The 22750-nt window shown below is 57.5% G+C and carries 22 protein-coding genes; 11 read left to right on the top strand and 11 right to left on the bottom strand.

The window, feature by feature from the left end; translation table 11 throughout:
* The first annotated feature begins 46 nt into the window (after positions 1-46).
* Positions 47-1126 (top strand): PA0069 family radical SAM protein, encoded by a 1080-nt coding sequence (locus KZZ06_RS02240; RefSeq protein ID WP_219578388.1) that lies wholly within the window; start codon positions 47-49, stop codon positions 1124-1126.
* Here KZZ06_RS02240 and bmt read toward each other — a convergent pair.
* The 3 genes from bmt to KZZ06_RS02255 form a co-directional block, all read right to left on the bottom strand.
* Complete coding sequence (gene bmt / locus KZZ06_RS02245; RefSeq protein WP_219578389.1) at positions 1123-2145, bottom strand: betaine--homocysteine S-methyltransferase; 1023 nt, start codon at positions 2143-2145, stop codon at positions 1123-1125. The genes KZZ06_RS02240 and bmt overlap by 4 nt on opposite strands.
* A gap of 35 nt (positions 2146-2180) precedes the next feature.
* Positions 2181-4058, bottom strand: coding sequence for a phosphatidylglycerol lysyltransferase domain-containing protein (locus tag KZZ06_RS02250; protein ID WP_219578390.1), 1878 nt, complete (start codon positions 4056-4058; stop codon positions 2181-2183).
* A 131-nt stretch (positions 4059-4189) separates the two neighbouring features.
* Complete coding sequence (locus KZZ06_RS02255; protein WP_219578391.1) at positions 4190-4507, bottom strand: DUF1476 domain-containing protein; 318 nt, start codon at positions 4505-4507, stop codon at positions 4190-4192.
* A gap of 183 nt (positions 4508-4690) precedes the next feature.
* Between KZZ06_RS02255 and purC the strand changes: the two genes are divergently transcribed.
* From purC to KZZ06_RS02280, 5 genes are read left to right on the top strand one after another with little or no spacing between them, the layout of a single operon-like run.
* On the top strand, positions 4691-5452 hold the full coding sequence (gene purC / locus KZZ06_RS02260; protein ID WP_219578392.1) for a phosphoribosylaminoimidazolesuccinocarboxamide synthase: 762 nt from the start codon (positions 4691-4693) through the stop codon (positions 5450-5452).
* Between the two features lie 52 nt (positions 5453-5504).
* Positions 5505-5735 (top strand): phosphoribosylformylglycinamidine synthase subunit PurS, encoded by a 231-nt coding sequence (gene purS, locus KZZ06_RS02265; RefSeq protein WP_219578393.1) that lies wholly within the window; start codon positions 5505-5507, stop codon positions 5733-5735.
* Positions 5735-6403 carry a phosphoribosylformylglycinamidine synthase subunit PurQ gene (purQ, locus tag KZZ06_RS02270; RefSeq protein ID WP_219578394.1) on the top strand — a complete coding sequence of 223 codons (669 nt, stop codon included), beginning with the start codon at positions 5735-5737 and terminating at the stop codon, positions 6401-6403. Before purS ends, purQ begins: the two co-directional genes overlap by 1 nt.
* Before the next feature lie 36 nt (positions 6404-6439).
* Positions 6440-8200, top strand: coding sequence for an ATP-binding protein (locus KZZ06_RS02275; RefSeq protein ID WP_219578395.1), 1761 nt, complete (start codon positions 6440-6442; stop codon positions 8198-8200).
* 3 nt (positions 8201-8203) lie between these two features.
* Complete coding sequence (locus KZZ06_RS02280; RefSeq protein WP_219578396.1) at positions 8204-9538, top strand: sigma-54 dependent transcriptional regulator; 1335 nt, start codon at positions 8204-8206, stop codon at positions 9536-9538.
* Between the two features lie 35 nt (positions 9539-9573).
* Here the strand turns inward: KZZ06_RS02280 and KZZ06_RS02285 are convergent, their stop codons facing one another.
* Complete coding sequence (locus KZZ06_RS02285; RefSeq protein ID WP_219578397.1) at positions 9574-9861, bottom strand: hypothetical protein; 288 nt, start codon at positions 9859-9861, stop codon at positions 9574-9576.
* A 556-nt stretch (positions 9862-10417) separates the two neighbouring features.
* Here KZZ06_RS02285 and KZZ06_RS02290 point away from each other — a divergent pair.
* Positions 10418-13180, top strand: coding sequence for an Rne/Rng family ribonuclease (locus tag KZZ06_RS02290; RefSeq protein WP_219578642.1), 2763 nt, complete (start codon positions 10418-10420; stop codon positions 13178-13180).
* Between the two features lie 55 nt (positions 13181-13235).
* Here the strand turns inward: KZZ06_RS02290 and KZZ06_RS02295 are convergent, their stop codons facing one another.
* Complete coding sequence (locus KZZ06_RS02295) at positions 13236-13463, bottom strand: sulfurtransferase TusA family protein (RefSeq protein WP_219578643.1); 228 nt, start codon at positions 13461-13463, stop codon at positions 13236-13238.
* A 102-nt stretch (positions 13464-13565) separates the two neighbouring features.
* On the opposite strand from KZZ06_RS02295, the gene KZZ06_RS02300 reads away from it, so the two are divergent.
* From KZZ06_RS02300 to KZZ06_RS02315, 4 genes are all read left to right on the top strand, one after another.
* A complete protein-coding gene (locus KZZ06_RS02300; RefSeq protein ID WP_219578398.1) occupies positions 13566-14318 on the top strand; it encodes a cytochrome c biogenesis CcdA family protein in 753 nt (250 codons plus the stop codon).
* Positions 14319-14373: 55 nt separating this feature from the next.
* Complete coding sequence (locus tag KZZ06_RS02305) at positions 14374-15600, top strand: phage holin family protein (protein ID WP_219578399.1); 1227 nt, start codon at positions 14374-14376, stop codon at positions 15598-15600.
* Positions 15597-16949 (top strand): cytochrome P450, encoded by a 1353-nt coding sequence (locus tag KZZ06_RS02310; RefSeq protein WP_219578400.1) that lies wholly within the window; start codon positions 15597-15599, stop codon positions 16947-16949. Before KZZ06_RS02305 ends, KZZ06_RS02310 begins: the two co-directional genes overlap by 4 nt.
* A gap of 67 nt (positions 16950-17016) precedes the next feature.
* Positions 17017-17910, top strand: coding sequence for a fructose bisphosphate aldolase (locus tag KZZ06_RS02315; protein ID WP_219578401.1), 894 nt, complete (start codon positions 17017-17019; stop codon positions 17908-17910).
* A 294-nt stretch (positions 17911-18204) separates the two neighbouring features.
* On the opposite strand, the gene KZZ06_RS02320 is transcribed toward KZZ06_RS02315, so the two are convergent.
* The 6 genes from KZZ06_RS02320 to KZZ06_RS02345 all read right to left on the bottom strand — a co-directional run bounded on the left by KZZ06_RS02320 (position 18205) and on the right by KZZ06_RS02345 (position 22710).
* Complete coding sequence (locus KZZ06_RS02320) at positions 18205-18438, bottom strand: ribbon-helix-helix domain-containing protein (RefSeq protein ID WP_219578402.1); 234 nt, start codon at positions 18436-18438, stop codon at positions 18205-18207.
* Positions 18435-18611 carry a DUF4169 family protein gene (locus tag KZZ06_RS02325; RefSeq protein ID WP_219578403.1) on the bottom strand — a complete coding sequence of 59 codons (177 nt, stop codon included), beginning with the start codon at positions 18609-18611 and terminating at the stop codon, positions 18435-18437. The genes KZZ06_RS02320 and KZZ06_RS02325 overlap by 4 nt, the downstream gene beginning before the upstream one ends.
* Positions 18608-20002 carry a class II fumarate hydratase gene (gene fumC, locus KZZ06_RS02330; protein WP_219578404.1) on the bottom strand — a complete coding sequence of 465 codons (1395 nt, stop codon included), beginning with the start codon at positions 20000-20002 and terminating at the stop codon, positions 18608-18610. The genes KZZ06_RS02325 and fumC overlap by 4 nt, the downstream gene beginning before the upstream one ends.
* 102 nt (positions 20003-20104) lie before the next feature.
* Positions 20105-20572 carry an SspB family protein gene (locus KZZ06_RS02335; protein WP_219578405.1) on the bottom strand — a complete coding sequence of 156 codons (468 nt, stop codon included), beginning with the start codon at positions 20570-20572 and terminating at the stop codon, positions 20105-20107.
* A gap of 75 nt (positions 20573-20647) precedes the next feature.
* Positions 20648-21898 (bottom strand): chromate efflux transporter, encoded by a 1251-nt coding sequence (chrA, locus tag KZZ06_RS02340; protein ID WP_219578406.1) that lies wholly within the window; start codon positions 21896-21898, stop codon positions 20648-20650.
* Positions 21895-22710 carry a sulfurtransferase/chromate resistance protein gene (locus tag KZZ06_RS02345; protein WP_219578407.1) on the bottom strand — a complete coding sequence of 272 codons (816 nt, stop codon included), beginning with the start codon at positions 22708-22710 and terminating at the stop codon, positions 21895-21897. Before KZZ06_RS02345 ends, chrA begins: the two co-directional genes overlap by 4 nt.
* Positions 22711-22750 lie beyond the last annotated feature (40 nt).

Below are 22750 nucleotides of genomic sequence, written 5' to 3' on the forward strand. Positions count from 1 at the left end.
GCGATCTTAACTTGAAGATGTTCTTATTTTGTTCCAGAAGATTTAAATGGATCGCGAGGACATCAGATTTAAACTTGCCGGGCGGGGTACGTCGTCAAACCATTCGGGCCGGTTTGAACGATTTTCCACGACTGCAATCGATGATGGATGGGCGGGTGATGATGATCCTTTGCCCGTGTTGCGGACCCAAGTAAGCGAGGAAATACCGCGCAGTGTGATTACTTATAACCGGTCGCCGGATTTGCCGTTTGACCGGTCGATCAATCCATATCGGGGGTGTGAGCACGGGTGCGTTTATTGTTTTGCCCGCCCCAGTCACGCGTATCTTGGGTTGTCGCCGGGCCTGGATTTCGAAACCCGGCTGATTGCGCGGCCCGAGGCACCGGATGTATTGCGCCGCGAATTGGCCAGCAAACGCTATCAGGTGGCCCCGATTGCGATTGGGACAAACACCGATCCCTATCAGCCGATTGAAAAAGATCACCAGATTATGCGGCGGCTGCTTGAGGTTTTATCAGAGGTGAATCACCCCGTGGCGATTGTCACCAAGGGCAGCTTGATTGAGCGGGACATTGATATTTTGTCGGACATGGCGCAGCGGGGGCTGGTGCGGGTTGGCGTTTCGGTCACCACGCTGGATGCAAAGTTAAGCCGGTTGATGGAACCACGGGTGCCTGCGCCAAAGCGCCGGTTGCAGATCATTGAACGGCTGGCACAGGCTGGAATTCCGGTGCGCGTGATGGCGTCGCCTATGGTGCCGGCGTTGACTGACCCCGAGTTGGAGACGATTTTGCAAGCGGGGCATGATGCGGGGGCGCAATCGGCCAGTTGGATCATGCTGCGTTTGCCCCGCGAGGTGTCGGTATTGATGCAAGACTGGTTGGCGCAGCATTATCCGGATCGGGCGGGCCGCATCATGGCACGGTTGCGCGAAATGCACGGCGGCAAGGAATATGACGCCAACTGGCACACCCGCATGCGCGGCGAAGGCCCCTATGCCCAGATCATCGCGCAACGTTTTGATCTGGCGGTAAAACGGCTGGGACTTTCGACGCTTTTGCCGCCGATGCGTTGTGATCTGTTTCGCCCGCCCAAACGGGCAAGCGCGCAGTTGGATTTGTTTTAGCTGGTTTTTGAACCGCGGCGGCCACGGCGGGGCGCGCGTACCGGACCTTCGCCATCGGTGCCATCGCTGGCCGACGAAAACGGGCCCAAGGCTTCGACGATCTGTTCTAGCGTGGGCGCGTCACCTTTGGGGCGGCTATCAAGGGCAGCGCGCATATGCACCAGATGTTCGGGCATGGTGCCGCAGCACCCGCCGATGATGGACGCGCCACAGTTGCGCGCCAATTCTGCGTAATCCGCCATCAATTCGGGCGTGCCGTCATAGTGGATGTGACCCTCGACATATTTGGGGATGCCCGCATTGCCCTTGGATACGATCGGCGTCGGCATGCCTTTGGCGGCAAAGCCCAAGACCGTGCGCAACACGTCGGACGCCCCTGTGCCGCAGTTGGCGCCATACGCCAGCGGCATGTTATCCAGCGCGTGCACCATGTCGACCATGGCCGCCGATGTCATGCCCATCATGGTACGTCCGGCTGTGTCAAAGCTCATGGTGCCGACCCAATCCAGACCGGCCAGCTTGAACCCTTCGGCAGCGGCGCGGTATTCTTCGGGGGCACTGATGGTTTCAAGCCAGCCGACATCGGCACCGCCGGCCTTTAGGCCGTCAGCGGTTTCGTGAAACATCTCGACGGCCAGCGCGTGGGTCAGGGGGCCGACAGGTTCCATAATTTCGCCGGTGGGGCCAACCGACCCAGCGACGATCACCTTGCGACCGGCGGTGTCTGCGACCTCGCGGGCCAGTTCGGCGGAAACGCGGCTCAGCTCGTGCGCGCGTTTTTCAGCGCCGTGCAGTTTCAGCCGCGATGCATTCGCGCCAAAGGAGTTGGTCAGGAAGATGTCACTGCCTGAATCAACGGCACCTTTATACAGTTTGATGATATTTTGCGGCTCGTCCGTGTTCCACATTTCGGGCGCGTCGCCAGACATCAGCCCCATGTTGAACAGGTTGGTACCCGTGGCACCATCCGCCAGCAGCGTGCCTTTTTCAGCCAGAAGATCGGTAAGAGGATTTGACATGAAAAGCTCCGCTAAAGATGTGATTTCGCGTCATCTCACGATGCCAAACGTGAGGCAACCTCATAATTTTCATCATCGTAATGAGATTGGTTATCATCCGTTGCGGGGCTGGGGCGGTGAACGGCGCGGGCGATATCCATCAAGGCAAGGGCCAGTAGCGCGCGATTAGGGGCCGCCGCATAGAGCGGTTGCCATGTTGGACGGAAGTTGGATTTGAACTGGCGCAGTCCCGGCCCGCCGGTTTTGCGTACCGCAATCTGAGACAACTTTAGCAAAATAGCCGAGGATGGATCGGGGCAGGCGGGGACGGCAGCAAGGCTGAGGCGGGCAATCCCGTGGTGCGCGGCGTCACGGATCGCCGCATGCACAAGCGCGTGCATGGTGCCGTCAGGCGTATCGGGGTCTTGGCGCATCAGATCCAGACACCATTCGTGGCTGCTGCGGTGAAAACTGGCAAAGGCAATCAGGCGGCCCTTGCGATGTGCCAGATAGACCCGTTGATGCGCGACGTATTCCGGGGCGAAGACCCCCATTGTGCCGCCGCGTGCGCCACCCCGTGCGCGCTGCCACAGATCATCAACGCGGGCCATGTCTGAAACGGGCAGGGTGGTGCCCTGCGATATGGTGCCCTGCGATATGGTGATCTGTGCCTTTTCAGCGGCGCGCAGTTTGCGCCGCAAGCTGCGAAACGGGGCCGTGGCGGTGGCAAATTGCATCGGATTTATAACAGCCTCGTCCGCGATATGGGATACAAACCAGTCTTGTTGACGGGCCAGCAGCGCCGTGCGGGCCGAACATTTATACAGGCTGGGGATCAGGTTCCGATCCCGTGCATGGGCCGAGACCGTCGCGATCGGGTCGGGCGCTGTGGTGGAAAGCGGGTCGAACAACGCGCAAAGCGTCTGCCCACTGTGCCAAAGCGCGCTGTGATCAGCAATAAAGCCACCGTTCTGCCTGATCACGCCGACCTCGGCCCTGGGGGCCGTTAGAATGTCACCTTTGGCACTGGTTTTTGCCGCAAACTGGGGCGCATAGGGCCGAAGCATCAGTGCCATCGCGATCAACGCGGGGATGGCATAGTAAATTGCGCGAAACGCGATGATCCCGGTCAGAACCTGAACAGACGCCCCACCCGGTAGGGCCGCGAAAAGTACCAATTCAAATGGCCCAACGCCCCCCGGCGTGCCGCTGAGCAACGCCGATCCTAGGGCGATCAGGAACAGGGGTAGCAAGACGGTAAATGGCACCTCGCCCCCCGGAATAAGGAGATACAGCGCCGTGGAAGCGGCCAGCACATCAATCACTGTCCACAGCAGGATCGAGGCGAGCGCGCGCAGGCTGGGCAGTCGGACCGTAAAGCGGCCCAAGGTAATTGCAGGAAATAGGTAGATGCCGATGACGGCCGCGGGCAGGGCCGCGACGACGATGACAGATGGCCAGAACATGAACGCCGGTGACGGGAACACAAGACAGGCCACCGCCGTTACAACAAGCAAGGCCACCATAAACGTCATGCACACAAAAACGGACAATCGCAGGGCCAATGTCATTGAGATATCGGGAAGCATGCGCCAGCGCGCAAGCGCACCTGTCAGAACGCCAAGGCCAAGCGTCTGTGCCAAGGCGATTGCGATGGTGCCAGCACCGCAGGCCTGCAACGTCGGCGTGCCGCTGCCCAAATGGCGATGTGCCACCGCGTCATAGCGACCAAGGGCAAGGAAGCTTAGCCCGGTGCAGCAGGCGGCCAGAACCACAGACAGGGGATCAAGCCCGCGCAATTCAACCGTGACATCCTGCCAGAAGCCCGCCGACAGCTGGCCGGTTAAAACCCAAAGACAGACTGCGCCAATCGCCACAGAGATAGCTAGCTGTGCGGCGCGTGCGCCTTGCCCCGAAAGAAGCTTTTTCATCATGGTTGTTTCCCCCGGCCCAACGTAGGCTGGAGTTTGACCACCGGTGCCCTTCCAATATGTTAAGAGCAACAAAAAACGCGCCTCAGATTTAACTCAAAGGCGCGCTTGTTTTCGTAATTAATATCGAAAGCTTAGGTCAGGCTTTGCATAATTTGCGTTTTGGCTTCGATCATCAGCTCGGCCATCTTGGCGCGAATTGTCGTCTCGTCCGCGTGCGTGCCCAAATCACCAGAGACCTTGCGGTACACATCTTCCTCGCCTGCTTCCTCGAAGTCTGATTTCACCACTTCGGCGGCATAGGCTGATGCGTCATCGCCGGTTTTGCCCAACAACCCTGCCGCCCAAAGGCCCAGCAGTTTATTGCGCCGTGCTTCGGCCTTGAATTGCATTTCCGAATCGTGTGCGTACTTGTTTTCGAAGGCGTTTTCACGGTCATTAAAGGTCGACATGGGTCTTCTCCTGAAAAAATGGCTTTGGTGATTATAACATGGGAATGGATTTAGTCCCCCACAAGTATCATGCAGCTGCGACAACGTGGGTCATGCGCTTGCGCGAAAGGGATGGTTGGACTATGTGACACCCCAAAGGCCCGACGGCCCCCGCCGTTCGCCTGATGTCTGGAAGGTATGCGCATGGCCCGTCGCACCAAAATCTATGAAGGCAATGCCAAGATCCTGTACGAGGGGCCGGAGCCGGGGACGATTGTCCAGTATTTCAAGGACGACACCGCCGCCATGGGTGCCGGCAAGCAAGCCGTGATCGAGGGCAAGGGCGTGTTGAACAACCGTTTGTCCGAGTTTTTCATGACCGGGCTGAACAATATCGGCGTGCCGACGCATTTCATCAAACGTCTGAACATGCGCGAACAACTGGTCCGCCAGGCCGAGATCATCCCGCTTGAAATCGTTGTGCGCAACTATGCCGCGGGTAGCTTTTCCAAACGGTTGGGCATCGACGAAGGCATGCAATTGCCGCGCCCTATCGTTGAATACCACTACAAAAACAACGACCTGGGCGATCCGCTGGTCACCGAAGAACACATCGCGGCCTTTGGTTGGGCCGGCCAGCAGGACATGGAAGACATCCTGAGCCTGTCGTTGCGGGTCAATGATTTTATGTCCGGCGTCATGATGGCTGTCGGCATCCGGCTGCTGGATTTCAAAATTGAAGTTGGCCGCGTCTATGACGGTGATTTCCAACGTTTGATTATCGCAGACGAGATCAGCCCCGACAGCTGCCGTTTGTGGGACATGGAAACCGGCCAGAAGCTGGATAAGGATGTGTTTCGCCGTGATCCGGGATCGCTGGCGGATGCCTATACCGAAGTCGCAAGACGTTTGGGGGTCATGCCCAAGACGTCGACACCGATGATGAAACCGACGTTGATCAATTGAGGCTGGCGTCGGATATGAGTTTATTTTGCAAAATGAAGCAGGGGGACGCGCCATGAAAGCACGGGTGCATGTGATGTTGAAGACAGGTGTTCTGGATCCGCAAGGCGAGGCCGTGCGCCACGCGCTTGGGGCCATGGGCTTTGACGGGGTCAAAGGCGTGCGTCAGGGCAAGGTGATCGAGCTTGATCTGGATGCCGGCGTGACCGAGGCCGATGTCGAGGCGATGTGTGAAAAGCTGCTCGCCAATACGGTGATTGAATCCTACAGCGTGGAGATGATCTGATGCATGCAGCCGTCATCGTTTTTCCAGGCTCTAACTGTGACCGCGATCTAGCCGTCGCATTCGAGGCAGCCGGGGCCAAGGTTTCGATGGTCTGGCACAAGGATACTGAACTGCCTGCTGGTGTCGATATTGTCGGCGTTCCGGGTGGTTTTTCCTATGGTGATTATCTGCGCTGCGGCGCGATTGCTGCGAATTCCCCGATCTGCCGCGAAGTGGCAACCCACGCGGAACGCGGTGGCTACGTGATGGGGATTTGCAACGGCTTTCAGGTGTTGACGGAAACCGGTCTGTTGCCGGGGGCGTTGCTGCGCAATGCCGGGTTGAAATATATCTGCAAGACGGTGGGCCTGAAGGTCGCGACATCGGACAGTGATTTCACATCAGGGTATAATGCGGGTGCCGTAATCAATATTCCCATCGCGCATCATGATGGTAATTATTACGCAGATGCCGACACCATCGCCGAATTGCAGGCAGAAGACCGCGTTGCCTTTACCTATGAGGACAACCCGAACGGCGCGCAGGCCGATATCGCGGGCATCCTGTCGGCCAACCGGCGCGTGCTTGGTATGATGCCGCACCCTGAGCGGATGGCCGATCCTGTGCATGGCGGCACCGACGGGGTGGCGCTCTTCCGCGCATTGACGGGGGCACTGGTCACAGCGTGACTTGAGTGCATGGCCGAGGTTGCGTAGATTGGGGTAATGAGCCAATCAACGCCCTCAAGCGCCTATCCTATATCAGTCAGCTGGCGTGTTCGGCTGGCTTTGGTGGTCTTGTTGGTGATCGCGATTGCCACCATTGCCGTCACAAACAAGCTGCTCACGGACAGGTTCACCGACAGCACGCGCAACCGCGCCGAGCTGCGGATCGCGCTGTATAGCGGGAACTTGCTGGCGGAATTGCGGCAGAATGCGATTGTGCCGCAGCTGCTGGCGCGGGACCCCACGTTGATCCAGGCCCTGATCCAGGGGGATTATTCGCTTTCCACACAACGGCTGATCTCTTTTGTTGAGGAAATCGGCGCGGCGTCATTGATGCTGTATGATATCGACGGGCGGATGGTGGCGGCGACGGACCGCAACCGGTTGGGGGCAACGCACCGTACGGACGCGTATTTCGTCGATGCCTTGCGGTCGAATTCAACGGTGTTCAGCGTGATACCGCGTGAAACCGGCGGCTATCAGTTCTTTTATTCACGGCGCATCCAAGAGGGCGGTGCGACCCTTGGGGTGATCGCCGCCGAGGTCGATTTGCAGCGATTTGAACGCGCATGGGCCGGTATTTCGGATGCGGTGATCGTCACCGACAGCACTGGCGACATTATCATGGCAACCGAACCACGCTGGCGCGGCCTGACCGAGACCGAGGCGCTGTCCAACCAGACCCCGCAAAGCGCGATCGAGCGTGCGATCAAGGCCACGGCTGATTGGACTGCCTTGCCCCCCGATGCCTATTTGCAGGGCGAGGCCGTGATGCGGTTGTCGTCTCGTATTCCGTTCCGTGGCTGGCGGATCACCAGCTATACGACCTATGCGTCGGTGCGCGAAAAGGTGAACGGCGTTCTGGCGCTTGAGGTGATGGGATTTGCGATCTTGCTGGCCCTGACATTCTATGCGCTCAGCCGGCGAACGGCGGGCAGGGCGGCCTTGTTCCAGCGTGAATCCACCGAATTGCGGGCGCTGAACGCGGCCCTGCAACGCGAGATTGCCGAACGTAAGCGCATGCAGGAAACACTGGCCGTGGCCGAGCAAACGCTTGAGCAATCCAGCAAGCTGGCGGCCTTGGGCGAAATGTCAGCCGCCGTCAGCCACGAGCTGAACCAACCTTTGGCGGCGATGAAAACCTATCTGGCAGGCGCACGTCTGTTGATACGGCGTAACCGTACGGACGAGGCGCTGTCGTCCTTTGGCCGGATTGATGATCTGATTGAACGTATGGGCGCAATCACCCGCCAGCTGAAAAGCTATGCCCGTAAGGGCCAGGAGAGCTTTTCCCCCTTTGATATGCGCGACGCGGTGGCGTCGTCGCTGTCGATGATGGAACCGCAATTGCGCCAGCGTCAGGTGCATATCAACCGCATCCTGCCTGATGCACCCGTACGGGTGATGGGCGACCGCATGCGGGTGGAACAAGTATTGGTTAACCTCTTGCGAAATGCGTTGGACGCCACCAAATCAGAACGTAACCCACAGGTCGAGATTATGCTTTCGGCTGGCGAAACCGCCACCTTGACTGTGCGGGATAACGGTCCGGGCATCGAAGATCTCGATGCGTTGTTCGAACCGTTTTACACAACCAAACAGCCCGGCGATGGTGTCGGGCTAGGGCTTGCAATCTCGTCCGGTATTGTCACCGAATTGGGGGGCAGGCTGACAGCGCGCAACGGCCAGAACGGCGGCGCGGTCTTTGAAATGCAGCTGCCCATTATGGCCAGCACAGAAAACACACAGGCGGCAGAGTAAACTATGGCTCAGGCAATGAAAATCGCGATTGTTGATGATGAACAGGACATGCGGCAATCCATCAGCCAATGGCTGGCATTGTCAGGATACGACACTGAAACTTTCCCAAGCGCAGAAGATGCGTTGAAAAAACTGGGGCCGGATTATCCGGGCATCGTGATTTCCGACATCAAAATGCCGGGCATGGGCGGGATGGAGTTCCTGAAAAAACTGATGGGCAGTGACAGCGCGCTGCCGGTTATCATGATCACAGGTCACGGCGATGTGCCCATGGCGGTCGAGGCGATGCGCGTGGGTGCGTTCGACTTCCTTGAGAAGCCTTTTAACCCCGACCGGATGAGCGAACTGGCCAAGAAAGCCACCAATGCGCGCCGTCTGGTGATGGATAACCGTGCCCTGCGTCGGGAATTGTCTGACGGCACCCAGTTGATGAAAAAACTGATCGGCGGATCGCCGGTTATGGAACGCCTGCGCGAGGATATCCTTGATCTGGGGCAGGCGGATGGCCACGTATTGATCGACGGCGAAACCGGCACTGGCAAGACGCTGGTGGCCCACGCGCTGCATGCTGTCGGGTCACGTGCGGGTAAAAAATTCGTGCTGGTCAGCTGTGCCGCCCTTGAGGAAGACGCCCTGAGCAAGCGCCTGTTTGGGCCGATGATGCCCGAAGACGCGCAATTGCCCGCGATCGAGGAAGCCCGCGGCGGCACGCTGGTGCTTGAGGGGATCGAGGCGCTAAGCGAGACGTTGCAAGCGCGTCTGTTGAGCGCGATCAACGAGCAGGGCACCCCTGCGGAAACGCGGATCGTGGCGATTTCGAACCTTCAAGAAGCCGGACGCACGTCGGAAGACGCGCTGCGGTCGGATCTGTTCTATCGGTTGGCAGCGTTGCGCATCACGGTGCCGCCCTTGCGCCAGCGTGGAGAGGACATTCTGACGTTGTTTACGCGCCTGAGCGAGGAATTCGCCGATGAATACGGGTGCGATGCGCCGCAGGTGTCTGCGCAGGAAGCTGCGCAATTGCTGCAAGCCCCTTGGCCCGGCAACGTGCGTCAGTTGATCAATGTTGCTGAACGCGCGGTGCTGCAATCGCGGCGCGGGTCCGGGTCTATCGCATCGTTGCTGATGACCGATCACGAGGAAATGCAGCCGGTGATGACCACGGATGGCAAGCCGCTTAAGGAATATGTCGAGGCGTTCGAGCGGATGTTGATCGACAACACCATGCGCCGCCACAAAGGGTCAATCGCATCCGTTATGGATGAATTGTGCCTGCCGCGCCGGACATTGAATGAAAAGATGGCCAAGTACGGTTTGCAGCGCTCAGATTATCTCTGAACGCTGGCTTTTCTACGCGAAACCGGGGCGCGGTGTTACAGCCGCGTCTCGATCAGCTGCTTTGCAGCACCGTTTTCGTCAGTATAGCAGGTCCAAGGCGCAAGCCCGGGCACATCGACGATATATTGATGTATCTCGACGATTGGGATCGTCGTGTTGATTACACCGCCCGAAACACCGGTGTGTTTTTCAACGGCGCGAATACAGCTTCGTTGCGCTTTTGCTTCGGCGCGTGCTGCAGGATCACCAGATGCCGCCATATCTTCACAAGCGGCGAGCGCCATGAATGGCAGACAAAGCGCAAAGCGCAGAGAAAAGTGCATCGTATCTTCCTTATTTTCGGGGGGTGCCGCAACGCAGGTCCAATCCCAATATCGACCATATGGCCCGATACAACTGTTTCCCACACGTGGGCGTGATGTCAAGCAATGGGGTTTATGACACCGTCGTGATGCATCCCAAATCACCCCAAACGCGATTGACCATTGTCATTTGCCCGCTTCTACCTTTAATTGGGATGTAGGGCTGATTGTGTTTCACACACAACCGCAGACCCTTTGACAGTTTCGCTGCCTCGGTTACCCGGTCAACCGGTGTCCAGGCAGACCGATAAGGCCCTTAAAAAAGGCCAGAGAACCGCTGACGGATGGCATGGGCCAAGGCCCTGATCAAAAGCAGTAATTAATGGATGTGAACCGCGCCAAGGTGCCTTTCACGTCGGAGAAGAACCGCGATGACGCGCGCAGACGCCACGAGCAGACAAACAGGCGGCCTTTGGGGCCCTGTTTTAGCCGCGTCACCTATCGCCCTGACAAGACATACCCTGCCGCGCGGTGCCCCACCGGGACACTTGCGTGCGCAGCTGTGCAAAATGGATTTATGCCTAAGAAAATGCTTATCGATGCCACCCACGCTGAGGAAACTCGCGTTGTTGTGGTTGATGGAAACAAGGTCGAGGAATTTGACTTTGAATCAGAGAATAAACGCCAGCTAGCTGGCAATATCTACCTCGCGAAAGTCACGCGGGTAGAGCCTTCGTTGCAGGCAGCCTTTGTGGATTATGGTGGAAATCGCCATGGTTTCTTGGCGTTCTCGGAAATTCACCCTGACTATTACCAGATCCCCGTCGCCGATCGTATCGCGCTGATGGAGGAAGAGCGCGCCTATGCTGAAGCGCAGGCCGCCAAGGAAGAAGACGACGAAAAACCCAAGCGCCGTACCCGGTCGCGCAGCCGTAGCAAAGCCAAGGCTGAGGACACGGTGAGCGAAGACGCCGTCGCCACCAAAGATGCCGATAGCGATCAAATCGAGGGCATGGAAACCGTTGATCTGAACGATGACGAGGAAGGGTCCTCCCCGATGGAGCGTGTCGCCGAGACACCCGTCGAGGAACCCGATCAGGATGAGGCGTCTTCGGATGCCGACGACAGCGACGCCGATGTTGATGGCGACGATGACGAGACCGAAGTGAAAGCCAAGGACGCGTCCTCCAAAGATGACAGCATCGAATCTGTTGCCGATGATGACGACCAAGAAGACCTGCGTCCGGCGCGCAAGCCACGCCCCAAGCGTTATAAAATTCAGGAAGTCGTAAAAGTACGTCAAATCCTGTTGATTCAGGTCGTAAAAGAAGAGCGCGGCAACAAAGGCGCTGCCCTGACGACCTATCTGTCGCTTGCAGGCCGTTATTGCGTCTTGATGCCGAACACAGCACGTGGGGGCGGAATCAGCCGCAAGATCACCAACGCCGCTGACCGCAAGAAACTGAAAGAGATCGCAAACGAAATTCAGGTGCCCAAGGGCGCTGGCCTGATTGTGCGGACTGCCGGTGCGCAACGCACAAAGGCCGAGATCAAGCGCGACTATGAGTATCTGCAACGCCTGTGGGAGCAAATCCGCGAGCTGACGTTGAAATCAATTGCGCCTGCGAAAATCTATGAAGAGGGCGACCTGATCAAACGCTCGATTCGCGATCTTTACAACCGCGACATCGACGAAGTGTTTGTCGAGGGCGAACGCGGCTACCGCATCGCCAAGGACTTCATGAAAATGATCATGCCGTCCCACGCGAAAAACGTGAAGCTGTACAGCGAAACATTGCCGCTCTTCGCGCGCTATCAGGTCGAATCCTATCTTTCGGGGATGTTCAACCCAACGGTTCAACTGCCGTCGGGTGGCTATATCGTGATCGGCGTGACCGAAGCGTTGGTCGCGATCGATGTTAACTCGGGTCGGGCCACCAAAGAGGGCTCGATCGAACAGACAGCGACCAAAACCAACCTTGAGGCCGCCGCCGAAGTGGCGCGTCAATTGCGCCTGCGCGATTTGGCCGGTCTGATCGTCATCGACTTTATCGACATGGACGAGCGTCGTAACAACATCGCCGTCGAAAAGATGATGAAGGACAAGCTCAAGACCGACCGCGCGCGCATCCAAGTGGGCCGCATCTCGGGCTTTGGTCTGATGGAAATGTCACGCCAGCGTCTGCGCCCCGGCATGATCGAGGCAACGACCCAGCCGTGCCACGCCTGTCACGGCACCGGTTTGATCCGGTCGGATGACAACCTTGCCCTGTCGATCCTGCGCGAGATCGAAGAAGAAGGCACACGCAAGCGGTCCCGCGAGGTGTTGGTTACAGCGCCCGTCGGCATCGCCAACTTCTTGATGAACCAAAAGCGTGAACATATCGCCCATATCGAGGGCCGCTATGGCATGTCCGTGCGTATCGAAGGCGACCCAACATTGGTCAGCCCCGATTTCAAGATCGAAAAATTCAAGACTGCCACCCGTGTGGTGACACAGATCGAACATGTTGTGTCTGTGGATACCAGCCTCATGGACGAGATCGACGAGCAAGAAGCCGACAGCGTTGACGTCGAAGAAGTCGCAAACGAGGATCAGCCGTCGAACCGTGGGAATGGCCGTGTCCATGACAATGACAGTGATGACACCGATGGTGAGGGCAAACCAAAACGCCGTCGTCGTCGGCGGCGGCGTCGCGGTGGTAAATCCAACGGGGATGACACCACAAACGGTGAAAACAACGGCGCTGATGATGCAACATCTGATGATGGCCAGCCAGCAGAGGCCAAGCCTGAAGAGAGCGTTTCAGCCCCGGCTGAAGACGCGGCTGAAGCACCCGCTGACGCGGATGCATCCGCACCAAAGGCAGAACCCGCTGAAAAGCCCAAGCGTGTCCGCAGGCCTCGGAAGCCTAAGGTTGAAGCCGCAGCAGAGGCCGACAGCGCAGACGCAACTGTGACTGCCGAGGCGACAGACGCGACAGAGGAAAAGGCCGAAGAAAAGCCCGCCCCTAAAAAGCGGACCCGCACGCGCAAGCCAAAGGTTGCAGCCGAAGACGCGTCAGAAGACAAACCGGCAGCAAAGCCGGTTAGAAAATCGAAACCAAAGCCAGAGCCAACACCGGTTCCCGCACCTGAGCCTGCTCCGGTTGAGGAAACGCCGGCACCGGTTGAGGTTCCGATTGAAGCGCCTGTAGAAGTGCCGCCAACCCAAGAGGTGACACCCGCACCCGCAGTTGAGGAAGTGCCGGATCAGACCGTGGCTCCAGAACCTGAAAAGGTCGAGGAAAAACCCGCCAAGCCAAGACGGCGCGGCTGGTGGTCATTGGGCGGCTCATAAGCTGACAAAATACTGAAAAGGCAGGCCTTCGGGTCTGCCTTTTACATTCGGGGGATTATTTCTTGCGGATCACATAGGTCTGGGGGGTCGTGTCCAAATCCTGACTAACCAGATCATGCCCGGCCTCGGCGCAAAAATGCGGGATATCGATGATCGCGGCGGGGTCATCCGCCTGAACTGTCAACACCGCACCCGAGGGGATCGCCTGCAAACGTTTGCGCGCTTTGAGCACGGGCAGGGGGCACAGCAGCCCCGTCGCATCAAGGATATGTTCATCATTCATAAGTCTCAGATAAGGCAGATGTTTCAAAGCGTCCACAACCTTGTGACAGGCCGCCGCGCAACAGTGCGTGACGCCACTGCCAAAGCGCAGTAAAGATGCGTTATGTTTGGAATTGATCTGATTGACGCCGGCCTTTTGCCCGCCATTTTCATCGCGTTGACGGCGGGGATTATCAGTTTCCTCAGCCCCTGCGTCTTGCCGATTGTACCGCCCTATCTGGCGTATATGAGCGGCGTCACCCTAAACGATATGTCAGCCGTCGGATCGGCGCGGCGCAAGGCAACCATTGCCGCGCTGTTCTTTGTCATGGGGCTTAGCACGGTCTTTTTGATCTTGGGCTTTACTGCATCGGCCTTCGGGGCGTTTTTCCTGCAAAATCAAACGTTTTTCGCCCGTGCGTCGGGTGTTGTCGTGATCATTTTCGGCCTGCATTTTCTGGGCGTGTTCCGCATTCCGTTCCTGGATCAAGAGGCGCGACTGGATGCGGGCGACAAGGGTGGATCGTCTTTCGGGGCCTATGTGCTGGGCCTTGCGTTCGCCTTTGGCTGGACGCCCTGCATCGGGCCGCAACTGGGGGCGATCCTGTCGCTCGCCGCGTCCGAGGCATCGGTGGCGCGCGGTACATTGCTACTGGGGGTCTATGCTGCGGGCCTTGGCATTCCGTTTTTGCTGGCCGCGATGTTCATCACCCGCGCCACGGTGCTGATGAACCGGATCAAACCCTATATGAAACTGATCGAGCGGATCATGGGCCTGCTGTTGATCGTTGTGGGGGTCGCCCTTTTGACCGGTGCGTTCTCGGCGTTTTCATTCTGGCTGCTCGAAAGCTTTCCCGCGCTCGGATCACTGGGCTAGACATCTTACACTTGCCAAAAAACCTGTCTAAACTGTTGCCAACGACAGGTGGGACATGGCCGCAGAAATCGATCAATCAGTCAAACGGCGCCGGGTGTTCTACATTCCGGGCTATGACCCGATCCATCCCCGCCGGTACCGCGAATTATACCGCAAGGAATCCGGCGATCAGGCGCGTATTTCCGGATATCAAATCGGGCTAAAGCCGAAAACCACCAAGGGCAATTATGGCTGGGTCGTGGATGCCGAAATCGACGACGCACATGTGAACACGCAGGTCGAGGTGTTGGTCTGGTCCGACATCGTGCGCGTATCGATGCATAACTCTATTTTCGCGACCTATGCGCAACTGATCCACACCGCGTGGGTCTATATCGGGTCGGGCGCGTTGTGGCGGCTGATGAAACTGCGCAAAGGCCCGGTGATCGCAGCGCTTTACCCTGTCGGAATGTTGTTGCTGCAACTCGTTATCGCCATTCTGATCGGGGTGCTGGCCTATGCCGCGCTGACCTATTTTGGCGGGCCGTTTTGGGTCAAAGGGATTGCAGCGGCCCTGTGCGTGGTTCTTGGCGGGGCCGTGTTGAACTGGTTCAAAAAGCGCGACGGCAGGTTCTACGCCTATTACCTGATGCATGATTTTGCCTATGGAGCGGCACTGCGCGGCGCGAACCCGCCCGCGCTCGAGGCGCGGATGACCCAGTTCGGTGCCGTGATTGCCGAGGCGTTGAAATCGGATGTGGACGAGGTGTTGATCGTCGGCCATTCCTCTGGCGCGCATTTGGGCGTGTCCATTCTGGCCGATCTGATGCGGGCGGGGCTGGTGCCGGACAAAGGGCCTGAACTGGGGTTTCTAACGCTGGGGCAGGTCGTGCCGATGGTATCGTTCCTGCGCGACGCATATCGTTTACGGGCGGATCTGCGGTATCTGTCCCAGCGGGATGAATTGACATGGGTCGATGTGACGGCACCCGGCGACGGCTGCGCCTTTGCACTATGTGATCCTGTTGCCGTGTCCGGTGTCGCCCCTGAAGATCAGAAATGGCCGCTGGTCTTTTCGGCGGCGTTTACCCAATCGCTTAGCCCTGCACGTTGGAAGGCATTGCGCTGGCGGTTCTTCCGTCTGCATTTTCAGTATCTTTGCGCGTTCGATGCGCCCAAGGATTATGACTATTTCCAAATCACAGCGGGGCCGCTGACCCTTGCTGAACGCTATGCTGATCGGCCAGCGTCCAAGTCGCGCCTTGTGAAACCGGTGAATAAATTCACCTCGACCGCGCCATGACCCAGCCGCCCAAACCAGACAGCAGGCCGGACAAGGTATCATTGTGGCACTATGCCAAGCTGTTTCGGCGCGACATCCTGTCGGCGCAGCCCGCACGTTTGTACCGCGCCTGGATGGCCGAGTTTAAGACGCCGTTCTTTCGCAGCTATCTGATCAACCAGCCCGACTTGATCAAAACCGTACTGAAAGAACGGCCCGATGACTTTCCCAAGTCGGACCGCATTGGCGAAGGTTTGCGCCCTTTGCTGGGGAATTCGGTGTTTTTGACCAATGGCAAAACATGGAAACGCCAGCGGCGCATTATTGATCCTGCCTTTGAAGGGGGCCGCCTGCGGGGCAGCTTTCCCGCCATGTGGGACGCCGCCGAGGCGATGGCAAAACGCCTTGAGCCGCAGTCGGGGCAGGTGATCGAGATCGAAGCTGAAACCAGCCATGCCGCCGCCGATGTGATTTTCCGGACGCTGTTTTCATTGCCCATCGAACACCATCTGGCCCGCGAGGTGTTTGAAGAGTTCAAAACCTATCAACGCAGCCAGCCGATCCTGAACATCGCAGCGTTTATTCCGTTGCCGCGCTGGTTGCCGCGCCTGTTTCGCAAGGACACACGATCAAGTGCGGCCAGGATACGGCGCTTGATCACAGAATTGACCGAGGCCCGGATGGCCCAGATTGAGGACGGCACGGCACCACAGGATCTGGCGACCAAGATCATGACAACAGCCGATCCGGTGGATGGCGATACCTTTAGTACCGACGAAATGGTCGATCAGGTCGCGATCTTTTTCCTTGCCGGACACGAGACCAGCGCATCGGCTCTTGCTTGGGCGTTGTATCTGATGGCCACGCATCCGGAATGGCAGGAACAACTGGCCGAGGAAGCGCAGCAGATTGATGTGTGTGATTTCGCAGTCATGTCCAAACTACGCCTGAGCCGCGATGTGTTCCGCGAGGCACTGCGGCTGTATCCACCCGTGCCGATGATGGTCCGCGAGGCGACGTGCCCGGAACAGTTTCGGGGGCGTGATGTCAAAGCGGGGGCGCAAATCGTTATCAGCCCGTGGCACCTGCACCGCCAAGAACGCCTGTGGGACAATCCTGACGGCTTTGATCCCGGGCGGTGGCAAACCGAAAACGGACAGAAATGCCAACGCGAGGCCTATCTGCCCTTTAGTGCAGGGCCACGTGTTTGTCCGGGGGCAGGATTTGCGATGATCGAAGGGCCACTGATCCTGTCGCGGCTTTTGCGGGATTACCGGATCGAGGCAATTGCCTCAAATGTGCCGGTTCCTGTCGCACATCTTACGGTCAGGTCAAAAGATGGCATCTGGCTGCGCCTTGTCCGACGCTAACGATATATCATCGGGCGTTTAGATGCATTAGACCATGCAAAACGGAATCAGTAAGGGCCGAACCACCATGAGCACGACAGACGCACAACGCACACAGATGGCGACCGGCAAGGGATTTGTTGCCGCATTGGACCAATCCGGTGGATCGACACCAAAAGCGCTTAGCTTGTATGGTGTTGAACCATCAGATTATTCAGGCGACGCAGAAATGTTTCAGGCGGTGCATGACATGCGCGCGCGGATCATCTTGGCCGATGATTTCACCAGCGACAAAGTTCTGGGCGCGATCCTGTTTGAACGCACAATGGACGATACGATCAACGGCAAACCCGTGGCTGACGTGCTGTGGAATGATCGCGGTGTTGTGCCGTTCCTAAAGATCGACAAGGGCCTTGAGGACGAAGTGAATGGCGTGCAGCTGCTCAAGGCGATGCCTGATCTGGATGTTTTGCTGACACGTGCCAAGGCGGCCGGTATTTTCGGGACAAAAGAACGCTCGGTAATACAGTCTGCCAATGCTTACGGCATCCGCGAAGTGGTGTCACAGCAGTTCGACGTCGCAAAAGCAGTCTGTGCGGCCGGTCTGGTCCCGATCATCGAGCCCGAGGTGAATATCCATTCCGACAGCAAAGCGGAATGCGAGGATATTCTGAAGACCGAGCTGGAGAACCAGCTTGCGTTGCTGGGCCCGGACGAGATTGTCATGCTAAAGCTGACCCTTCCCGAGAAAGCGGGGCTGTATGACAGCCTGGCGGATCTGCCCAATGTCTTGCGGGTTGTTGCGCTGTCGGGCGGGTATTCCACGGATGATGCCAGCGCGCGTCTGAGCCAGAACAGCAAGATGATCGCCAGCTTTTCACGTGCTTTGACCGAAGGGTTGAATGTGAAGATGACCGATGCGGAGTTCAACGCTGCATTGGGCGCGAACATCGACAAGATTTATAAAGCATCAGTGGCGTAACAAGCCGGAATTTTTCAAAAATTCCGAACCGTTTTCTTTCAAAGAAAACGTCTATAGAATAACGCGGACCGGTTCCTGATTGCAAAATATCACGAGCTGGCCCGCGTTCTCTACCGCGTGAAATCCGCGGCGAATCAATTCCTGCTCGAACTCTGCTTTCCCCACATATCGTTCAATGTCGCGTATTTTACGGCGTATCACCCCGCCGCTACGCGCAGATTTAGAGCTGAATAAATCGAGAACCCATTGATCTGGGGATAAGGGGGAAGGGCGTAACAGTATCATACCACAACGTTATTCCGATGTTGGTAAACGTTCCTTTAAGGTCCTGAGAACAAAGACCCGAATGGCCGAGGCAAGCCCGGCCTCCATCCCGCGATCCGCGTCGATCTGCGCCACCAGCGCATTGATGGGGAGATCAAGGTCGTCCGCTATTTCTTTGAATTCATTCCAGAATTCATCTTCCAAGGAGATAGATGTTCGGTGACCCCGCAGGGTCACCGAGTGTTTGACGGGCCGTGCGCTCATGTCTCGCGCTTGTGGGCTTCCAGGTTGCGTGCGATTTTCGCCAGACGTTCTTTCAGAACCTCTTTTTGGTCCTTTTTCTGACCGAACTGCACTGCGTTTTCGTCAGCGCGGGCCTTGCGAGAGGCGCGGTTGCGCTCTTTCTTGACCTTGTTGAGGTTGATGGGGGCACTCATTCTTTTGGTCCGATCATTTGCTCCGGCCGCACCACGCGGTCGAATGTTTCAGCGTCGACAAAGCCCAAGGCGATTGCTTCTTCCTTGAGGGTCGTGCCGTTCTTGTGGGCTGTTTTGGCAACCTTGGTTGCGTTGTCATAGCCGATTGTCGGGGCCAGCGCTGTGACCAGCATCAGGCTTTCTTTCATCAGTTTGTCGATGCGTTCGACATTGGCCTGTGTTCCCACAACCATGTTGTCGGTGAACGCTGATGCGCTGTCGCCCAAAAGCTGCATGGATTGCAACACGTTATAGGACATCATCGGGTTATAGACGTTCAGCTCGAAATGCCCTTGCGACCCGGCAAAGCCGACGGCCGCGTCATTGCCCATGACATGCGCACATACCATTGTCAGCGCTTCGGCCTGTGTCGGGTTCACCTTACCCGGCATGATCGACGAACCCGGCTCGTTCTCGGGCAAGATCAGCTCGCCCAGGCCCGACCGCGGGCCTGATCCCAGCAAACGCATGTCATTGGCGATTTTGAACAGCGACCCCGCAACAGTTTTCAGCGCACCCGAGAACATGACCATCGCGTCATGGGCGGCCAGCGATTCAAATTTGTTAGGTGCTGTGACAAACGGCAGATCGGTGATGTCAGCCATATGGGCGGCAACTGCTTCGGCCCAGCCTTTTTTGGTGTTCAATCCGGTACCTACCGCTGTACCGCCTTGGGCCAGCTCGTAGATGTCAGGCAGGCAGGCGTTGACGCGTTCAATGCCCTTTTTTACCTGATGCGCGTAGCCGGAAAATTCCTGGCCCAGCGTCAGCGGCGTCGCGTCTTGGGTATGTGTGCGACCAATCTTGATGATGTCCTTGAAGTCTTCCGATTTGGTGGCCAGCGCATCATGCAGCTTTTGCAGGCCGGGCAGCAACACATCACGGGCCTGCATGGCAATGGCCACATGCATCGCTGTGGGGAATGTATCGTTCGACGACTGGCCCATGTTGCAGTGATCATTCGGGTGAACGGGTTTCTTTGATCCCATTTCGCCGCCCAACATTTCGATGGCACGGTTCGAAATCACTTCGTTCGCGTTCATGTTCGACTGTGTGCCGGAACCCGTCTGCCAAACCACCAAGGGAAAGTTATCGTCGAACTTGCCGTCAATCACTTCGGTGGCCGCTGCGACAATCGCGTCGCCAACCTCGGCGCTCAGACCGCCTTGCTTGAGGTTCTCCATCGCACAGGCCTTTTTCACCACACCCAGGGCGCGGATGATCGGCACTGGCTGTTTTTCCCAACCGATAGGGAAATTGATGATCGACCGCTGGGTCTGGGCCCCCCAATATTTATCGGAAGGGACCTCCAACGGGCCAAAGCTGTCTGTTTCTGTGCGTGTTTCGGCCATGTGCAGGCTCCTGATCTTGGCAATAGGTTGGATCAGGGTTTAGCCTGCGCAGGGGCGCTGCGCAATCAAGGGATGGCGCTAACGCGGCTGCAATCTGGCAAGTTATTTGCGAAAACTGTCCAAAGATACGATTTCGGCAGCTTTGGGGGCTTCCTCGGCGACCTCAAGCTCGCTTTCGTCAGTTTGCGTCAGCGGCGCATCGTCGTCGTCGGCGCTCTCTTGCTGCTCGAATTTCAGGCCAAACTCGACAGAGGGGTCCACAAAGGTGCGGATCGCATCATAGGGGATATACATCGGCTCTGGCGCGTCGCCAAAATTCAACGTGACCGAGAATCCCTCGTCGGTAACCTCAAGCTTGTCATACCAATGCTGCATGACCACGGTCATTTCGCCGGGATAGCGGTCAGACAGCCAATCGGCCAGTTCTGCATCGGGGTGTTCGGTGTCGAAGGTGATGAAAAAATGATGATTTCCGGGCAAACCATTGGCTGCCACATCCAAAAGCACCTGCCGGATCAATCCGCGCATGGCGTCGTGCATCAGGTTGCCATACTCAATGCTTCGGCTCATTTTATCTGTCTAACCCCCAATTTTGGTAGGGTTAGCATACGCCATTTAGCAACAGTGAAAAGGGGCAAGCTGCATTTATCCAAAGAGTGCAGGAACCAACGCTGCCACGCTGAGCAAAGCCATGGTGAAAACAAAGCCACGCTTCAAAACAAGCATCAAAACCCCGGCCAAAACCGTCAATATCATCGCCGTGATGTTAAAACTGGACCAGACGGGCAGGGGCATCGCCAAAAGGCCTGCAGGCATGACCCGTTCAAACAGCACATGCAGGCCGAACCAGACAGAAAGATTGCCAATCACCCCCACGACCGCCGCCGTAATGGCGCTTAAGGCAGAACTTAACCGTGGTTGGGCCGAAATCGCCTCAAGATAAGGACCGGCTAGGAATATCCAAAGAAAACAGGGGGTAAACGTGACCCACAGTGCCAACACCCCCGCAACAATCGCGCCACTGACGCTGCTTTGTGCAAATCCGGCCAGCAGCGCCACAAATTCCGTCACCAAAATCAGCGGCCCGGGGGTGGTCTCTGCCAGGCCCAATGCATCGATCATCTGCTGGGTGGTGATCCAGCCGTGATCCTGCACCACGCTTTGCGTCATATAGGCCAAAACGGCATAGGCCCCGCCAAAGGTCACCACCGCAAGCTTTGAGAAAAACAAACCCAGTTGCAGCAGAAAATCCTGCCCCAAGGCCCACACCAGAACCAAGGGGGCCGTCCACAGACTGCCCCAGATCACGACGGTTTTTATCGGCTGCGCAGGGCCCGTTCCGTGCATATCGGCCGGCACAAACGTGGTCGAACTACGCAAAAAACCCCAGAGGCCCGCGGCAAGGATGATCAGCGGAAACGGCAGCCCAAAGATGAAAAGCGCGACGAAAGATAAAGCTGCCAACACCACGCCTTCCATCCCGTTCAGCGCTTTTGCCGCGACCTTCTTAAGCGCTTGAAACACCACAATGATCACGGCTGCTTTGATGCCCAGAAACGCCGCCTGAACCAAGGGAAGTTGACCGTAATAGGCATATCCCAAGGCCAAGACACCGATAACCAGCGCCCCGGGCACCACAAACAAAAGCCCGGCCAACAGGCCACCCGCCGTCCCACGCAACCGCCAGCCGGCATAGGTCGCCAACTGCATCGCCTCGGGGCCGGGCAGCAACATGCACAGTGATAGCGCGCGCAGATACGCGGCTTCGCTCAGCCAGCCATGTCGGTCAACCAATTCGCGGTGCATCAAAGCAATCTGCGCAGCGGGCCCGCCAAAAGATAGCAACCCGATCCGCCCGAAAACACAGCCCATCTGCGGCCAGCCGGGCGTGCTCATGCGCTGCGCCCCGCAGGCCAGTCATGGGTCTCGCCAGCGCCATCACGGGCCCAACGAAACAGGGCATCATACATCAGCAAACCTTGGGACAGCTGCTCTTGATCATCCTTGAACTGGCGCGACAGCCCGACAGATAGTGCCACCAATCCCGCCGCTTCGGGGGCTAAATCATGACGGTTGGTATCCGCCGCACGGATTACCGTGGCCATTTTGTCCAAAGGATCGCAATGCAATTCAAACACATCCAACATGGTATCAAATGTGCACGTCTCGCCTTGGTGGGAAAACGCGACCCCTTCGACATCGAACGGCACGGCACTATAACGATCCGCCACGCCCAATACCTCGCTCGGAGAGACGAATAGAAACCGGGCGGCCGGGTCGACAAAGCGCCGGATCAACCAAGGACAGGCGATGCGGTCAATCTTGGGCCGGTGACGTGTGACCCAAAGGGTCGCACCATCGACGGGCGCAGGCATCGCCGCTGCGGGTATGCGTGTTGTATCTGAATGATCGCGCCAGGCGTACATGCCACCAACCAGATATTCCGCCCTGATCCCATCGGCGCGCAGCCGCGCGGTCAGCCCTTGGCTCAGTTTAATACCGCGTTGGCAACTGATGACGCAAGCACGCCCGGCCAATATCTCCTTTAGGCCCGCGATATCATTATGAGGGTGCCTGATAGATCCGGGGATCAGATAGGGGTCGTCGTCGAAATCTGGATCAATAGAAATATCAACAATCACAGGGGCATCGGGCGTGCCGATCAAGCGCAGCAATTGCGGTGTGGTAATTTCATTCAGAGCAGCCATAGCATGCATCCTTTCATAGCGGAAACATGCGAACCTCTGG

Origin of the sequence: Sulfitobacter sp. CW3 (assembly GCF_019392245.1) — a bacterium.
Classification (GTDB): Bacteria; Pseudomonadota; Alphaproteobacteria; order Rhodobacterales; family Rhodobacteraceae; genus Sulfitobacter.

What these genes read in the sequence shown, in the direction of transcription:
- purQ (WP_219578394.1), top strand. Translation starts at nt 5,735, where the DNA reads ATGCATGCAGCCGTCATCGTTTTTCCAGGCTCTAACTGTGACCGCGAT.
- KZZ06_RS02280 (WP_219578396.1), top strand. Translation starts at nt 8,204, where the DNA reads ATGGCTCAGGCAATGAAAATCGCGATTGTTGATGATGAACAGGACATG.
- KZZ06_RS02345 (WP_219578407.1), bottom strand. Translation starts at nt 22,710, where the DNA reads ATGGCTGCTCTGAATGAAATTACCACACCGCAATTGCTGCGCTTGATC.
- KZZ06_RS02335 (WP_219578405.1), bottom strand. Translation starts at nt 20,572, where the DNA reads ATGAGCCGAAGCATTGAGTATGGCAACCTGATGCACGACGCCATGCGC.
- chrA (WP_219578406.1), bottom strand. Translation starts at nt 21,898, where the DNA reads ATGAGCACGCCCGGCTGGCCGCAGATGGGCTGTGTTTTCGGGCGGATC.
- KZZ06_RS02315 (WP_219578401.1), top strand. Translation starts at nt 17,017, where the DNA reads ATGAGCACGACAGACGCACAACGCACACAGATGGCGACCGGCAAGGGA.
- KZZ06_RS02320 (WP_219578402.1), bottom strand. Translation starts at nt 18,438, where the DNA reads ATGAGCGCACGGCCCGTCAAACACTCGGTGACCCTGCGGGGTCACCGA.
- purS (WP_219578393.1), top strand. Translation starts at nt 5,505, where the DNA reads ATGAAAGCACGGGTGCATGTGATGTTGAAGACAGGTGTTCTGGATCCG.
- purC (WP_219578392.1), top strand. Translation starts at nt 4,691, where the DNA reads ATGGCCCGTCGCACCAAAATCTATGAAGGCAATGCCAAGATCCTGTAC.
- KZZ06_RS02275 (WP_219578395.1), top strand. Translation starts at nt 6,440, where the DNA reads ATGAGCCAATCAACGCCCTCAAGCGCCTATCCTATATCAGTCAGCTGG.
- KZZ06_RS02310 (WP_219578400.1), top strand. Translation starts at nt 15,597, where the DNA reads ATGACCCAGCCGCCCAAACCAGACAGCAGGCCGGACAAGGTATCATTG.
- KZZ06_RS02285 (WP_219578397.1), bottom strand. Translation starts at nt 9,861, where the DNA reads ATGCACTTTTCTCTGCGCTTTGCGCTTTGTCTGCCATTCATGGCGCTC.
- bmt (WP_219578389.1), bottom strand. Translation starts at nt 2,145, where the DNA reads ATGTCAAATCCTCTTACCGATCTTCTGGCTGAAAAAGGCACGCTGCTG.
- KZZ06_RS02250 (WP_219578390.1), bottom strand. Translation starts at nt 4,058, where the DNA reads ATGATGAAAAAGCTTCTTTCGGGGCAAGGCGCACGCGCCGCACAGCTA.
- KZZ06_RS02325 (WP_219578403.1), bottom strand. Translation starts at nt 18,611, where the DNA reads ATGAGTGCCCCCATCAACCTCAACAAGGTCAAGAAAGAGCGCAACCGC.
- KZZ06_RS02295 (WP_219578643.1), bottom strand. Translation starts at nt 13,463, where the DNA reads ATGAATGATGAACATATCCTTGATGCGACGGGGCTGCTGTGCCCCCTG.
- KZZ06_RS02300 (WP_219578398.1), top strand. Translation starts at nt 13,566, where the DNA reads ATGTTTGGAATTGATCTGATTGACGCCGGCCTTTTGCCCGCCATTTTC.
- KZZ06_RS02290 (WP_219578642.1), top strand. Translation starts at nt 10,418, where the DNA reads ATGCCTAAGAAAATGCTTATCGATGCCACCCACGCTGAGGAAACTCGC.
- KZZ06_RS02305 (WP_219578399.1), top strand. Translation starts at nt 14,374, where the DNA reads ATGGCCGCAGAAATCGATCAATCAGTCAAACGGCGCCGGGTGTTCTAC.
- fumC (WP_219578404.1), bottom strand. Translation starts at nt 20,002, where the DNA reads ATGGCCGAAACACGCACAGAAACAGACAGCTTTGGCCCGTTGGAGGTC.
- KZZ06_RS02240 (WP_219578388.1), top strand. Translation starts at nt 47, where the DNA reads ATGGATCGCGAGGACATCAGATTTAAACTTGCCGGGCGGGGTACGTCG.
- KZZ06_RS02255 (WP_219578391.1), bottom strand. Translation starts at nt 4,507, where the DNA reads ATGTCGACCTTTAATGACCGTGAAAACGCCTTCGAAAACAAGTACGCA.